Source organism: Xanthomonas sp. NCPPB 2933 (assembly GCF_056725225.1).
This window is the reverse complement of sequence record NZ_CM161518.1, coordinates 248,105-262,362: the sequence shown is the minus strand read 5'-3', so window position 1 is coordinate 262,362 and position 14,258 is coordinate 248,105. Positions and strand designations below refer to the sequence as shown.

General features: G+C 64.3%; 11 protein-coding genes. 5 read left to right on the top strand and 6 right to left on the bottom strand.

Going from position 1 to position 14,258, the window contains the following annotated elements; genetic code table 11:
• The first annotated feature begins 24 nt into the window (after positions 1-24).
• The 3 genes from AC1PLU_RS01050 to AC1PLU_RS01040 all read left to right on the top strand — a co-directional run bounded on the left by AC1PLU_RS01050 (position 25) and on the right by AC1PLU_RS01040 (position 5,688).
• Entirely contained in the window at positions 25-3,732 is a 3,708-nt protein-coding gene (locus tag AC1PLU_RS01050; protein ID WP_481107450.1) for an indolepyruvate ferredoxin oxidoreductase family protein, read from the top strand.
• Between the two features lie 124 nt (positions 3,733-3,856).
• Positions 3,857-4,414 (top strand): type II toxin-antitoxin system Y4mF family antitoxin, encoded by a 558-nt coding sequence (locus AC1PLU_RS01045; RefSeq protein ID WP_481107449.1) that lies wholly within the window; start codon positions 3,857-3,859, stop codon positions 4,412-4,414.
• The gene (locus AC1PLU_RS01040; RefSeq protein ID WP_481107448.1) at positions 4,411-5,688 is read left to right on the top strand and encodes a type II toxin-antitoxin system HipA family toxin; all 1,278 of its coding nucleotides are present in this window, start codon (positions 4,411-4,413) and stop codon (positions 5,686-5,688) included. Before AC1PLU_RS01045 ends, AC1PLU_RS01040 begins: the two co-directional genes overlap by 4 nt.
• Before the next feature lie 58 nt (positions 5,689-5,746).
• Here AC1PLU_RS01040 and egtD read toward each other — a convergent pair whose 3' ends face one another.
• Together egtD and egtB are read right to left on the bottom strand one after the other, a co-directional pair.
• Positions 5,747-6,733 carry an L-histidine N(alpha)-methyltransferase gene (gene egtD, locus AC1PLU_RS01035; RefSeq protein ID WP_481093889.1) on the bottom strand — a complete coding sequence of 329 codons (987 nt, stop codon included), beginning with the start codon at positions 6,731-6,733 and terminating at the stop codon, positions 5,747-5,749.
• Complete coding sequence (gene egtB, locus AC1PLU_RS01030; RefSeq protein ID WP_481093890.1) at positions 6,730-8,019, bottom strand: ergothioneine biosynthesis protein EgtB; 1,290 nt, start codon at positions 8,017-8,019, stop codon at positions 6,730-6,732. Before egtB ends, egtD begins: the two co-directional genes overlap by 4 nt.
• Positions 8,020-8,084: 65 nt before the next feature.
• Here egtB and AC1PLU_RS01025 point away from each other — a divergent pair, with 65 nt between their 5' ends.
• Complete coding sequence (locus tag AC1PLU_RS01025; protein ID WP_481093891.1) at positions 8,085-9,266, top strand: aminotransferase class V-fold PLP-dependent enzyme; 1,182 nt, start codon at positions 8,085-8,087, stop codon at positions 9,264-9,266.
• A gap of 121 nt (positions 9,267-9,387) precedes the next feature.
• Here AC1PLU_RS01025 and AC1PLU_RS01020 read toward each other — a convergent pair whose 3' ends face one another.
• The 4 genes from AC1PLU_RS01020 to AC1PLU_RS01005 all read right to left on the bottom strand — a co-directional run bounded on the left by AC1PLU_RS01020 (position 9,388) and on the right by AC1PLU_RS01005 (position 13,245).
• On the bottom strand, positions 9,388-10,860 hold the full coding sequence (locus tag AC1PLU_RS01020) for an ABC transporter permease/substrate-binding protein (RefSeq protein WP_481107447.1): 1,473 nt from the start codon (positions 10,858-10,860) through the stop codon (positions 9,388-9,390).
• Entirely contained in the window at positions 10,857-11,594 is a 738-nt protein-coding gene (locus AC1PLU_RS01015; RefSeq protein WP_481107446.1) for an ATP-binding cassette domain-containing protein, read from the bottom strand. The genes AC1PLU_RS01020 and AC1PLU_RS01015 overlap by 4 nt, the downstream gene beginning before the upstream one ends.
• Positions 11,595-11,654: 60 nt before the next feature.
• Complete coding sequence (locus AC1PLU_RS01010; RefSeq protein WP_006453189.1) at positions 11,655-11,978, bottom strand: EF-hand domain-containing protein; 324 nt, start codon at positions 11,976-11,978, stop codon at positions 11,655-11,657.
• A gap of 61 nt (positions 11,979-12,039) precedes the next feature.
• The gene (locus tag AC1PLU_RS01005; protein WP_481107445.1) at positions 12,040-13,245 is read right to left on the bottom strand and encodes a DesA family fatty acid desaturase; all 1,206 of its coding nucleotides are present in this window, start codon (positions 13,243-13,245) and stop codon (positions 12,040-12,042) included.
• Positions 13,246-13,396: 151 nt separating this feature from the next.
• Here AC1PLU_RS01005 and AC1PLU_RS01000 point away from each other — a divergent pair, with 151 nt between their 5' ends.
• Positions 13,397-14,242: an ABC transporter ATP-binding protein gene (locus AC1PLU_RS01000; protein ID WP_481107444.1), complete on the top strand. Its 846-nt coding sequence runs from the start codon at positions 13,397-13,399 to the stop codon at positions 14,240-14,242.
• The last annotated feature ends 16 nt before the right edge of the window (positions 14,243-14,258 follow it).

Genomic DNA, 14,258 nt, shown 5'->3' with positions numbered 1-14,258 from the left:
CCAGCCACCCTTTCCGGGCAAGCCATGACCAGTACTGCTGCACTCTCTTCCCCCGACTCTGCCAACACGCCGGAGCTCGGCCAGGTGGATGCGGATTACACGCTGGAGCACAAGTACACGCGCGCCGATGGCCGCATCTACTTGTCAGGCGTGCAGGCTCTGGTGCGGCTGCCGTTGATGCAACGCCTGCGCGATGACGCCGCCGGCCTTGCGACTGCTGGCTTCATCAGCGGCTATCGCGGCAGCCCGCTGGGCGGTTTCGATCTGGAGCTGTGGCGCGCGCGCAAGCATCTGGACGCGGCCAGGGTGACCTTCACTCCCGGCCTCAACGAAGACCTGGCCGCCACCATGGTCTGGGGCACCCAGCAGACCAATCTGTTCCCCGGTGCCAAGGTGCAGGGCGTGTACGGCATGTGGTACGGCAAGGGCCCGGGCGTAGACCGCAGCGGCGACGTGTTCAAGCACGGCAACGCCGCCGGAACTTCGCCATATGGCGGCGTGCTGGCGCTGGCTGCCGACGACCATGCCTGCCGCAGCTCGACGCTGCCGCACGGTTCGGAAGAAGAATTCGTCAGCGCGATGATGCCGATCCTCAACCCGGCCGGGGTGCAGGACATCCTGGACATGGGCCTGCTCGGCTGGGCGATGAGCCGCTATACCGGGCGTTGGATCGGCTTCAAGACCATTGCAGAGACGGTGGAGTCTTCCGCCTCGGTGGATGTGGATCCGTTCGCACGCACGATCGTGCTGCCAGAGGACTTCGCGTTGCCGCCAGGGGGGTTGAGCATCCGCTGGCCGGACCCGCCGGTGGATCAGGAAATGCGTCTGCACCGCTACGCGATCGCCGCCGCGCAGGCATTCGCGCGCGCCAACGGCATCGACCGCGTCGTGCTGGATTCGCCGCACGCACGCTTGGGTATCGTCACGACCGGCAAGAGCTATCTGGACGTGCTGCAGGCACTGGAATACCTGGGCCTGGATGCGCAGGCGTGCGCGCAGATCGGCATCCGCGTCTACAAGGTCGGCATGACCTGGCCGCTGGAGCCGGTGGGCATCAGCGCGTTTGCGCAGGGGCTCGAAGACATTCTGGTGGTGGAGGAGAAGAAAGCCTTCATCGAGCGCCAGATGAAGGAGCTGTTCTACAACTGGCCGGCCAGCGCCGGTGCGCGGCCGAGCATCGTCGGCAAATACGACGAGCATGGCGCGTGGATTTTGCCCTCCACCGGCGAGCTGACCCCGGCCACGATTGCCGCGGTGATCGGCAAGCGTATCCAGCGATTTGCGCTTCCATCCAGCGCGATGACCGACTCGATCGAACAGCGGCTGCGCTGGATGGACAGCAAGGAAGCCGAAATGGCCTTGCCGCGCGCGCTGTTTCCGCGCGTGCCGCATTACTGCTCCGGCTGCCCGCACAACACCTCCACGGCGGTGCCGGAAGGCTCGCGTGCGCTGGGCGGCATCGGTTGCCATTACATGGTGACCTGGATGAACCGCTCTACCGACACCTTCACCCACATGGGCGGCGAAGGCGTGACCTGGTCGGGGCAAGCACCGTTCACCGAAACGCCGCACGTGTTCCAGAACCTGGGCGATGGCACGTATTTCCACAGCGGCTCATTGGCGATCCGCCAGTCGGTCGCCACCGGCGTCAACATCACCTACAAGATTCTCTACAACGATGCGGTGGCGATGACCGGCGGCCAGCCGGTGGACGGCACCCTCACCGTGCCCGACATCGCCCATCAACTGCGCGCCGAAGGCATCCACGCCATCGTGGTGGTGAGCGACGAGATCGGCAAATGGACGCGGCGGCGCGAGCGTTTTCCTGCCGATGTGACGTTTCACGATCGCAGCGAACTGGATGCGGTGCAGCAACATTTGCGCACCATCAAGGGCGTATCGATCTTGATCTTCGATCAGACCTGCGCCACCGAAAAACGCCGCCGGCGCAAGCGCGGCAAGCTGGTGGACCCACCCAAGCGCGTCATGATCAATTCGCTGGTCTGCGAAGGTTGCGGCGATTGCGGCGAAAAGAGCTTCTGCGTGTCGGTGCTGCCCAAGGAAACCGAATTCGGACGCAAGCGGCAGATCGATCAATCCAATTGCAACAAGGATTATTCCTGCGTCTCTGGCTTTTGCCCGAGCTTTGTCACCGTGCATGGCGGCAAGCCGCGCAAGGGCAAACAACGCGATGCCACCGCGCTGTTCGACACGCTGCCCGCGCCGCCACAACGCACCACACTGGAACAACCGTGGAATATCCTGATCACCGGCGTCGGCGGCACCGGCGTGGTGACCATCGGTGCGTTGCTTGGCATGGCCGGGCATCTGGAAGGCAAGGGCGCCACCGTGCTGGATCAGACCGGGCTGGCGCAGAAGGGCGGCGCGGTGACCACGCATATCCGCATCGCACGCCGACCGGCCGATATCCACGCGGTGCGCATCGCTGCCGGCGAAGCAGATCTGGTGCTGGGCTGCGACATGGTGGTGGTCAACGATTACTGGGCCCTGTCCAAGGTGCGCGATGGCCGCACCCAGGTGGTGCTCAACACCTATGAGGCGATGCCGGGCAACTTCACCACCCAGCCGGACCTGCAATTCCCCGCCGCCGAGATCATCGCCGGCGTGCGTACCGCATTGGGCGGCCAGGAGCCGTTACTGCTGGATGCCACGCAACTGGCCACCGCGCTGCTGGGCGATGCGATCGCCAGCAACCTGTTCGTGCTCGGCTATGCCTGGCAACACGGGCTGGTGCCGTTGTCGCATACGGCGCTGATGCGTGCGATCGAGCTCAACGGTGCGGCGGTGGCGATGAATCAGCAGGCGTTCGCGTGGGGGCGATTGGCCGCGGTCGATCTGCCGGCAGTGCGGCGTGCTGCGGGCTTGCCGAGCGTGGGCGACTCGGCCATCGCGCATGGCGAGGTGCCGCAAGCGCGTGCGCCCGGCAGTTGGGAAGAGCACGATCTCAGCGGTCAGAGCGCGCCACGTGCGTTGGCGCAAAGCACGGGCAACACGCTGCATGGCGATGTCGATGCGCCGACGCATCCGCTTGACGACGAGCAGCTGGCGCAGTCGCTGGATGAAGCCATCGCGCGTCGCGTCGGCTTTCTGACCGACTATCAGGATGCCGCCTACGCGCAGCGCTATCGCGCACTGGTCGAACGCGTACGCACGCACGAGGCGCAACGTGCGCCCGGCAGCAGCGCATTGAGCGAAGCGGTCGCGCGTTATGCCTTCAAGCTGATGGCCTACAAGGACGAATACGAAGTGGCGCGGCTGTACACGCGCGGCGACTTCCAGCGCCGGCTGCAACAACAATTCGAAGGCGACTACACGCTGCGCTTCCACCTGGCGCCGCCGTTGCTGGCAAAGAAGGATGCGCACGGCAACCTGATCAAGCGCGAATACGGGCCGTGGATGTTCAACGCCTTCAAGCTTCTGGCGCGGTTGAAGTTCCTGCGTGGCGGCACGTTCGATGTGTTCGGCTACAGCGCCGAGCGGCGTGGCGAACGCCAACTGATTACTGATTACGTTGCAACGGTGGAAACGCTGCTGGAGCGCCTGGATGCCGACAACGTCGGCCTGGCCGCACAGATCGCCAGCATTCCCGAGCACATCCGCGGCTATGGCCATATCAAGCACGCGCATCTGCACGAGGCCAAGGCACGCGAGGCCGCGCTGCTGGTGCAGTGGCGCAATCCCAAGGCGCTGCATGTGGTGCAGGCGGCTTGATGTCGCCGAACGGTTACATCGCTAAGATGTAACCGAACGAACTCATTCGCCACCACAGCGCGCTTAGGGGCTTAAGGTGTTGCAAATTCCAAGCCGAATGTAAGCGATCGGCGACATTGAATCCATGTCGCCGATCGCTTACATTCAGACCATGGACACTGTGCGTACCCCTGCCGACATCGGCAATGTTATCCGCGCCACTCGCAAGAGCCGGGGCTGGGATCAGGCACGTCTGGCCAATGAAATCGGCGCGAGTCGGCAGTGGATCGTCGATATCGAGAAAGGCAAGCCACGCGCCGAGCTGCAACTGATCCTGCGCGCGCTGCAGGTGCTGGGCCTTGAGTTGCTGCTTGCCCCGGGTGGCGCCGATGCTCGACATCGTCTTCCACCCGACCGCGCAGCCATGCCATCGATCAACCTGGATGACATCGTCGAACGCAATCGCACCCAGCGTCCGCTCAGTTCGCTTTACGCGTTGAAGAACGTGGGCAAGCCGAATGCATTCCATGTCCTGGAACCTTCGCAAAGCGCCGGCCCGCGCAAATCGCAGCAGCCGTCTGCAGAGGCAGCAGAGACTGATGCGGCGAATTCACAAAACGCTCGTGCACCAGACATCGGTAGCAAGACCACACCTGCCACACCAAAAGCGCGATCAATCAGCAGGAAGAAGAAGACCGAGTGAAGCTGATTGCACTGATCGGTAGCCAAGTGGTCGGCCAGTTGGATGCCGACGCTACTGGCCGTGCGCGATTTGCTTACGACCCTGCCTGGCGAGCATCGGCGAATGCGATACCGCTTTCGTTGAACATTCCGCTCAGCCGGGAGCATCACCCAACCGATGCGGTCAACGCGGTGGTCTGGGGCTTGCTACCCGACAATGAAACCACCTTGCAACGCTGGGCATCCAGATTTCAGGTCTCGCCGCGCAACCCGTTGGCGCTGTTGTCGCATGTTGGCGAGGACTGTGCCGGTGCGGTGCAATTCGTCACTCCAGCCCGGCTTGAGGACGTCATGTCCGGCGCCAACGACAGCATCGAGCCTCTCACCGAGAGCGCGTTGGAAATGCGCCTGCGCAGGCTGCGCCAGGATGTCGGTGCAGCACGCCAGATCGACGACGTCGGTCAATTCAGTCTAGCCGGCGCGCAGGCCAAGATTGCCTTGCTGCACGACGGACAGCAGTGGGCCATCCCGGCCGGACGCATTCCAACCACGCATATCCTCAAACCACCCAGCGGCGAATACGACGGCTTCGTCGAGAACGAACTGTTTTGCCTGCGCCTTGCGCGCAAGATCGGCCTGTCGACTGCAGCGGGCCAGGCGCTGAGGTTTGGCGATGAGACGGCCATCTGTGTCGAGCGCTATGACCGCATCGCAACCCAGGGCACGCTGCTGCGCATCCATCAGGAAGACTTCTGCCAGGCATTGGGAGTGATGCCGCAGATCAAGTATCAAAACCAGGGTGGCCCGGGACCAACCGAGATCGCGCAGCTGCTGTGGATGCATTCCTCGCACGCGCGGCAAGACGTTGAAAGCCTGTTTCAGGCCTTGGTCTTCAATTACCTGATCGGCGGCACCGATGCGCATGCGAAGAACTATTCGTTGTTGCTTGGCCAGGCGGGACAAGTGCGACTGGCGCCGCTGTACGACATCTCCAGCGCCCTGCCTTATCCGCATCTGCAACAGCGCAAGCTCAAGCTGGCGATGAAGATCAGCAGCCACTATCGCTGGTGGGATGTCCGTTCAAGCGATTGGCAACAGCTTGCGCTGCAGATGCGCCTGGAGGCATCGGCTTGCCTCGCGTGGATGCGCCTGGCTGCCAATCAGCTGCCGGACCACGCGCAGGATCTTGCTGTCGAACTTCGAAACGAAGGCGTCGAGCATCCAATCGTGGACGCGCTGGTGGACGCAATCCACGCCGCATGTCAGCGGGCGCTCAAACTACTTCAATCAGTTTGAGGCACCGACACGGCCACCACGTCGCCAAGCACCGATAACATTCGAAAAAAGCAGCCGGTTACAGCGGCCGCAACAAGCGCAAGCCAAACCAGTCCTTGGCATCGTTCCAGCCGTGCGTGACTTTTAGCCCGGCGGCAGCGGCAAGCTCGGCAAAACGGGCGTCGGTGTATTTGTAGCTGTATTCGACCTGCATCGCCTCGCCTTCGGCAAAGTCGAAGTCCTTGCCGCCTACGTGCACGTGCTGGGCGCGTTGACTGATCAGAAACGTCTCGATGCGGCCGCGTTCGCGTGCATACACCGCATGGTGACGGAAGCCCTCCAGATCGAAATCGCTGCCAATCTCTCGGTTGAGCCGCGCGAGCAGATTCAAGGTGAATTCGGCAGTGACGCCAGCGGCATCGTTATAGGCAGCCTCGATCAGCGCGGCATCCTTGTCGAGATCGATCCCGATCAACGCGCAGCCATCGCTGCCCATGGTCTGGCGCATCGCATCCATCAGCTCGATGGCAGCGGCGTCGGTGAAATTGCCCAGCGTGGAACCGGGGAAGAACACCAGATGCCGACGCGCCGGACGTTGCGCATCGGGCAACCGCAGCGGCTTGGTGAAGTCGGTGCACACCGGCAGCATCTGGATCTGCGGAAATTGCTGGGCCAGCCGCGCGGTGCTGTCGAGCAAGGCGCTGCGCGAGATTTCCAGCGGGGTATAGGCCACCACATCGCGCAGGCCCTGCAGCAGCAACTCGGTCTTGCGGCCACTGCCGCTGCCGTATTCGACCACATGCACCTCGGGGCCGATCGCCTGCGCGATCGCCGGCATGCTGGCTTCCAGCAGACGCAATTCGGTGCTGGTGAGGTAATACTCCGGCTGCTGGGTGATGGCTTCGAACAACTGCGAACCACGCGCGTCGTAAAAGTACTTGGACGGCAGCGTCTTGGGCGTCTGGGCCAAACCCGCCAGCGCATCGGCGGTGATGTCGTCCGGTTGCGGTTGCAGATCGGTCAGCGCGGCGTGAGCGCGTTGGGTGGCGTGGGCGGCGGCGTTCAAGGCAGATCCTTGGCAAGGCGCACGCCGGCAAACTGCCAACGCGCATCGGATGGGAAAAAGTTGCGGTAACTGGCGCGGATATGGCTGGCCGGTGTGGCACAACTGCCACCGCGCAGCACCCATTGCGCATTCATGAATTTGCCGTTGTATTCGCCCAGCGATCCGGGCCACGGCGCGAAACCCGGATACGGCAGATACGCACTGCCGGTCCACTCCCAGACATCGCCGAACAACTGCTGCAGGCCGGTATCCACCGCTTCGGCGCCGCGTGGATGCAGCGCGTCGGTATCGACTAAGTTGCCTTGCACCGGCACACCGGTCGCGGCTTGCTCCCACTCGGTTTCGGTGGGCAGACGCGCGCCGGCCCAACGTGCGAAGGCATCGGCTTCGAAGAGACTCAGATGGCACACCGGTGCATGTGCATCACGCGCGCGCCAGCCATCAAGCGTGAACTCGCGTCCATCTGCATCCCAGTACAACGGACGCTGCCAGCCCTGCGCCTGCACCATCGCCCAGCCATCGCTGAGCCAGGAGCCGGCGCTGCGGTAACCACCAGCGTCGATGAATTCCTGGAATTCGGCATTGCTGACCACGCGATTGGCCAGCGCATGCGCGCCGACCAGCACACGGTGACGCGGCGATTCGTTGTCGTAGGCAAACGCTTCGGATTGCGGCCACGCGGCTGCACCGATCTCCACGATCTGCTCGTCGCGCGCATGCCAGCGCAGCGTGCTGGCAATGGCGGCGGGCGGTGCGGGCGCATCGCGATAGGCCGGCTGCAACGGATTGCTCCACAGCGCATGCTTGATGTCGGTGAGCAGCAACTCCTGATGCTGCTGCTCATGCTGGATCCCGAGTTGCACGATGGTGCAGGCCTGGGCGTCTAATTGCCCATCGCGCAAGCGCTGCTGCATCTGTGCATCGACCGCAGCGCGGTAATCGCGCACCTGTTGCAACGAGGGCCGCGACAACACACCGCGACGCGCGCGCGCATGCATCGGGCCGACGCTTTGGTAGTAGCTGTTGAACAAGAAATCCCAGGCCGGATCGAACACGCGGTACGCAGGATCTGTCTGCAACACGAAGCGTTCGAAGAACCAGGTGGTATGCGCCAGATGCCATTTACTGGGGCTGGCGTCGGGCATGCTCTGCACCATCGCGTCTTCGGCGCTCAGCGGTGCGGCGAGGCGATCGCTCAACGCGCGGGTCTGCGCGAAGCGTTCCAGCAGGGTCAGCTGCTGTTGCTGGTGGTCGACCAGCACGGGGGAGAGTGCAGACATGAGCATATGCTTGAGGAGCGACCGTGAACGCGCCGTGTCGGCAGCGTGGCAGCCAGCGGTAAGCTGTGGTCATGTCCACGTCTTCCCTGTCCAGCCTGCTCCCCTCCCCCATCGATTGGGCACATCGGCAGCAGGCATTCGCGTTGCCTATCGACATCACGTATCTGGATGCCGCCTCGCGCGGGCCGCTGTTGCGCGCCGTGCAAACGGTGGCGCACCAGGCCATCGACGCGATGGCCACACCCTGGCGGCTGCCGTTCGATGCGTGGCTGCACGACATCGAATGTTTGCGTGCGCTTGCCGCTGGCTTGTTCGACCACGACACCGATGGCGTGGCGATGCTGCCCTCGGCCGCGCATGGGCTGGCCACTGCCGCACGCAACCTGCCGCTGCAACGCGGCGAGGCGGTGTTGCTGCTGGAGGGACAATTCCCGTCCAACTTGCTGATCTGGCAACGGCGCTGTGTGGAAGTCGGTGCGCATATCGTGGCGGTGCCGACGGCCAGCGGCGACGCACTCACCGATGCGGTATTGCAGGCGATTGCCGACACCCCTGCGTTACGCATCGTGACGCTGCCGCATGCGTACTGGCTGGATGGGCGGCAACTGGACCTGGACCGGATCAGCGCAGCGGTGCACGCGCGCGGCGCGGCATTGGTGCTGGATCTGAGCCAGAGCCTGGGCGTGCTGCCGACCGATCTACCGCGCTGGCAACCGGATTTTGTGGTCAGTGTCGGCCACAAATGGCTGCTCGGGCCGATGGGATTGGCCTGGCTGTGGGTGGCACCGCAGTGGCGTGCGCACGGCGTGCCGATCGAAGAACACTGGATCGGCCGCGATGCCGGCAGCAGTTGGGACTTTCCGGTCGCCAAAGCGCCGCCGTACCACAGCGGTGCACGACGGTTCGATGCCGGCGGCGTTGCCGATCCCTTGCGGATCGCGATGGCGACGGTGGCATTGCAGCAAGTCACCGCATGGCAACCGGCACGCATTGGGCAGGCGCTTGGTGCGCTCACTGCGCAGTGGGATGCGGCCTTGCACGCACGTGGTCTGGGCGGCTGGTGCACGCCTGGGCATGCACCGCATCTCACGGCCTTGCAGCCGCCAGCAGATCAGCTGGATGCAGTGGCGGCAACGTTCAGCAAGCTTGGTGCGATCTGCACACGGCGACACGGACGTTTGCGTATCGCACCACACATGAGCGTCACCGAGAATGCGCTTTCACGCTTGATTGCGGCGCTGCCAAACGAATGAAGCAGTAAGCCTGCCCTCGTAGGAGCGGCCTTGGCCGCGACGGGGCGTTACCGGGGTAAAGCCCTGTCGCGGCCAAGGCCGCTCCTACGTGTTCATGGCGAACATAGGGTTGCACTGCCACTCAACCGCGCTGGCTGAGCCGCAATCCGCGCGGCGTCACCCAGCGCTCCAGGCCTTCGAACGCCGCCTGCACCAGCAGTGCAAGCACCGCCGCGGGAATCGCGCCTTCCAGAATCAAGCCGATGTCGTCCAGGCGAATACCGGTGAGGATCGGCTGGCCGTAACCGCCAGCACCGATCAATGCGCCCAGCGTGGCGGTGCCGACGTTGATCACCGCTGCGGTCTGGATGCCGGCCACGATCGTGCGACGCGCCAACGGCAACTCCACGCGCCATAAGCGCGTCCACGCCGGCAGCCCGATGGCCTGAGCGGTCTGGCGCAGCTCGCGCGGGATCGAGGTCAGCCCGGCGTAGGTGTTGCGCACGATCGGCAGCAGGCTGTAGAGAAACAACGCGGCAATCGCCGGTTTGGCGCCGATGCCGAACAGCGGAATCATGAAGACGAACACCGCCAGCGATGGCAGTGTCTGCAGCACGCCGGTCAACGACAGCACCACCTGACCGAGCCGTGGCCGCCACGCCGCCAGCACACCCAGCGGCAACGCAATCACCAACGCAAAGCCCAACGAGATGCCGACCAGGGCCAGATGTTCGCGCGTGTGCCGCAGCAGGCGCGTGATACGCGAATCGGCTTCGGATGCAGGCGTGACGCCCAGCCATTGCGCTGCCACCGCCGCCTCGGACTGACGCTCCAGCTTCACCTGCGCGTTGAGCCGCTGCATGGTCGCCTCGTCGATGCGGCCTTGCAGCCCCTGCAATGTCTTCAGCATCGCCGGTGCACGTTGTGCCAGGTCCTTGCGATACAGAAACACGGCCTGGTACTCGGGGAAATACCGGCGGTCGTCGCGCAGCACCTGCAACTGGTAATACGGAATTTCCGCATCGGTGCTGTACAGATCGGTGACTTCGATCGCCCCACTCTGCAGCGCGCGATAGGCCAGATCGTGATCCAGCCCGGTTGCGGTCTGCGGCAATGCATACGCGGCGCGTATGCCAGGCCAGCCATCGGCGCGTTGCATGAATTCGTTGCTCAGACCGATCTTTAGCGACGGATGCCGGGCCAGATCCGACATCGTCGCGATACCGAGCGCCTGTGCGCGTTCGGCACGCATGCCGAAGGCATAGATGTTCTGGAAGCCGAGCGAGTCGGTCATCGCCAGTCCGCGCGCATCCAGTGCGGCGCGCAGTTCGGCCTGGCTGGCCTTGGGCAACTGCAGCAGCTCCTGCGCCAACGTGCCGGTGTATTCGGCATAGGCATCGATCTGCCCGGTCTCCAGCGCGCGCCACAGGATGCGGGTGCCACCGAGCTGCGCGCGGTGCTGCACGTCCACGCCATCCCGCTGGCCGGCAGCGGTGGCGATCTCGCCTAGCAAAACCGCTTCGGTGAAGTTCTTCGAGCCGATCGTCACCTGCGCGGCATGCGCGCCGGCACTGCAGATCAGTACACATAGTGCGAGCAACACGCGCGCGATCATGCGGCCTCGCCGATGCTGCGTTGCGCAGTGAGAAAGCGTTGCACGAACGGATCGGCCGGATGTTCGAGCAAGCTGCGTGCACTGCCCTGCTGCACCACGCGGCCGGCGCGCATCAGCACCAGGGTGTCGGCCAGATACGCCGCTTCGGCCACGTCATGCGTCACCAGTACCACGGTCTTGCCGAGTTGGGCGAACAGTTCGCGCATCTGCGCTTGCAGGTCGTAGCGCACGATGGGGTCGAGCGCGCCGAGCGGTTCGTCCAGCAGCAAGGCCGGTGGATCCAGCATCAAGGCGCGGATCAAGCCCACGCGCTGGCGCTGTCCGCCCGATAGCTCGGCCGGGTAGCGCTTCAATAATTCAGGCGGCAACTGGCACAGGGCGCACAAGGTCTCCAGGCGCTCATCGATGCGTTGCCGCGTCCAGCCCAGCGTCTGCGCCAGCAACACCACATTGCTGCGCGCATCCAGATGCGGAAACAACCCGCCTTCCTGGATCACATAACCGATGCGTTGCCGCTGCGCCTGCAGGCTGGCGCGTTGCAGCGGCGTGCCGTCGAAGGCCACCGTGCCGCTATCGGGCCATTCCAGCCCCACCAGCATGCGCAACACGGTGGACTTGCCGGCACCGCTGGGGCCGATCAAGGCGGTGGTGATCCCGCTGGCGAATGTCAGCGTGACTGCATCGAGGGCAATGGCCTGGCCGTAGCGGCGGCTGACCTGGTCGAGAGTGAACATGTGCGCGAGCTTGCCGGGCCTGGCGTCAGGCGAGCGCGAAGGCAAGCGTGCCGGCGCGCATCACCGCGGCGGCGCCAGCAACTCGCGCGCGCTCAGAGAGCCATCGCCGTTGGCATCCTGCCGCGCGAAGCGCTCGATCAGCGTGGCGCGATGGGCCGCGCGGGTGATCGGCTTGCCGCGACGACCCGGCAGTTCATCGCCCTGCAGCACGCCGTCGTGATCCAGGTCGCGCTGATCGAAGGCGTAGCTCATCCAGGCCAGATATTCATCGCGGCTAACACGTCCATCGCCGTCGGTATCCATGCGCTGCAGATATTGCTGGCTGTCCTGCACCTGGGCCTGCGCGACAACTGCCGGAATGCACACACCACACGCCATCAGCATGCTGCGCACGATCGAACCATGCGATCCATGCGCGCGCGCATCAGCACGCATACCACCGCGCTTAAGAGCCACTCAGCGCATAACCCTTGAGCTGCGCCGCATACGCCTGCAAGGCGGCATTGCCGCTGGCTTCGGCCTCGTGACACCACTGCTGCAAGTGCTTGAGCCGTTCGGAGGCATCATGGCTGCGCGCTTCCAGCACGGCGGTCAAGCGCGCGCGGTACTCGACCAGCGTGCGCATGCGCGGGCGCTCGGCCACCCAGCGCTGCAACTGTTCGCGCGCGTCGGGCTTGAGCCAGCGCCCGTCGTCGACCAGGCCCTTGCGCAAGCGCCGCGGCAGCAACTGCCGCAACTTGGCGCCGGTGGCGGCAGCTTCTTCGCGCAGTGCCGGCTTGAGCACGTTGCGCTGGTAGTCGGTCATGGCCTGAAAGCGATGCGAGAGCAATGCCTTGAGTGTGTCGGCATCGGGCACGGCGATGTTGGGGCGGATATCCAGCGACGGCGCAACGCGCAGCACCTTGGCCAGGCCCAAGGCCTGCAAACCGCGAATCGCGACCCAGCCGATATCCAGCTCCCAGCGCCGCATCGAAAACCGCGCCGAGCTCGGGAACGCATGATGGTTGTTGTGCAGTTCTTCGCCGCCGATCCACAACGCCCACGGTGTGAGGTTGGTGGAGGTGTCGGCCGATTCGAAATTGCGATAGCCCCACCAATGGCCAAGACCGTTGACCACACCGGCGGCCCAAAACGGAATCCATGCCATCTGGATCGCCCACAACGCAATGCCCGGCAGACCGAACAACACCGCGTTGATGACCAGCAACGCGATCGGGCCGGCATTGGCATGCGGGGTGTACAGGTGACGCTCGATCCAGTCGGTGGGTGCGCCCTTGCCGTACTGCTCGATATCGGCACGCTGCGCGCGCGCTTCGCGGTACAGCTCCACGCCGCGCCAGAACACTTGGCGGATGCCCTTGGTCTGCGGGCTGTGCGGGTCTTCTTCGGTCTCAACCTTGGCGTGATGCTTGCGATGGATCGCCACCCATTCACGGGTGATCATTGAGGTGGTGAGCCAGGTCCAGAAACGGAAGACGTGCGCAACGAGCGGATGAAAATCCACACCCCGGTGCGCCTGGCTGCGATGCAGGTACAAGGTCACCGCAAAGATGGTGAGCTGGGTGAACACCAGCAGCACCGCCAGCATGCTCCACACGCCCAACCCGGCCACGCCGGAGGTCAGGAAGTCGATGATCGGATCGGACAACATCGGCAGTTCCACAGCGGCGCCATCTCTTTGGTCGATGCAGACATGATGGGGGCGATGGCGGCAAACTTCACCCTTCGGATGCGTAGGGTGCACCCTGCATTCCTAAAGCGGTTCACACGTCTCCTTTCCCAACTTGGTTGATGTCATCCGTATGACTGTTGCTGCCGGTTTTTCTGCGACTTCTGCTATTGAAAATGCCGTCCCGTTGATCGAACTCGACCATGCCAGCGTGATGCGTGGCCAGGTGCGCGTGCTGCACGCCTTGAGCCTGCGCATTGCGCTGGGGCAACACACCGCCATCCTGGGACCCAATGGCTGCGGCAAATCTTCCTTCATCAAACTGATCACGCGCGAGCTGTATCCGCTGGTGCGTGCCGACGGCCAGCCGGCGGTGAAAGTGCTGGGCCAGACGCGCTGGCAGGTGGATCGTTTGCGCTCGCAGCTGGGCATCGTCACCGGCGATCTGAGCGTCAACCTGGCCGACATGCCGGGGCTGGATGTGGAAAGCGCGGTGCTGTCCGGCTTCTTCGCCAGCTACGTAGTGCCGCCGCATCGCGACGTCAGCGACGACATGCGCGCGCGGGCACGTGAGGCGCTTGCACTAGCGCGCGCACTGCCGCTGCTGGATCGGCAATTTGCCGAGTTGTCGGCCGGCGAAACCCGTCGCGTGCTGATCGCGCGGGCGTTGGTGAACCGGCCGCAAGCGTTGCTGCTGGACGAGCCGTCCACCGGTCTGGATCTGGTCGCGCGGCAGCATCTGCTCGACACCATGCGGCACCTCGCCCAGCAAGGCATCACGCTGGTGCTGGTGACCCACCACATCGAAGAGATCGTGCCGGAGATCGCCCGGGTGATCCTGCTACGCGGCGGCAGCGTGGTGGCCGATGGCACGCGCGATGCGCTGCTCACCGACGCCAGCCTGTCGGCAGTGTTCGACGGCCCGGTGCGGGTGCAGCGCGATGGCGAGCGTTATTGGGCGACGGTTGGGGAAGGCTGAGTTGCTTGCGCGCGTG

Excerpts from the sequence above, each read along its gene's own strand:
- AC1PLU_RS01005 (WP_481107445.1), bottom strand. The coding sequence starts at position 13,245 with ATGTTGTCCGATCCGATCATCGACTTCCTGACCTCCGGCGTGGCCGGG.
- AC1PLU_RS01010 (WP_006453189.1), bottom strand. The coding sequence starts at position 11,978 with ATGCTGATGGCGTGTGGTGTGTGCATTCCGGCAGTTGTCGCGCAGGCC.
- AC1PLU_RS01025 (WP_481093891.1), top strand. The coding sequence starts at position 8,085 with ATGTCCACGTCTTCCCTGTCCAGCCTGCTCCCCTCCCCCATCGATTGG.
- AC1PLU_RS01050 (WP_481107450.1), top strand. The coding sequence starts at position 25 with ATGACCAGTACTGCTGCACTCTCTTCCCCCGACTCTGCCAACACGCCG.
- AC1PLU_RS01045 (WP_481107449.1), top strand. The coding sequence starts at position 3,857 with ATGTCGCCGATCGCTTACATTCAGACCATGGACACTGTGCGTACCCCT.
- egtB (WP_481093890.1), bottom strand. The coding sequence starts at position 8,019 with ATGCTCATGTCTGCACTCTCCCCCGTGCTGGTCGACCACCAGCAACAG.
- AC1PLU_RS01020 (WP_481107447.1), bottom strand. The coding sequence starts at position 10,860 with ATGATCGCGCGCGTGTTGCTCGCACTATGTGTACTGATCTGCAGTGCC.
- AC1PLU_RS01000 (WP_481107444.1), top strand. The coding sequence starts at position 13,397 with ATGACTGTTGCTGCCGGTTTTTCTGCGACTTCTGCTATTGAAAATGCC.
- AC1PLU_RS01015 (WP_481107446.1), bottom strand. The coding sequence starts at position 11,594 with ATGTTCACTCTCGACCAGGTCAGCCGCCGCTACGGCCAGGCCATTGCC.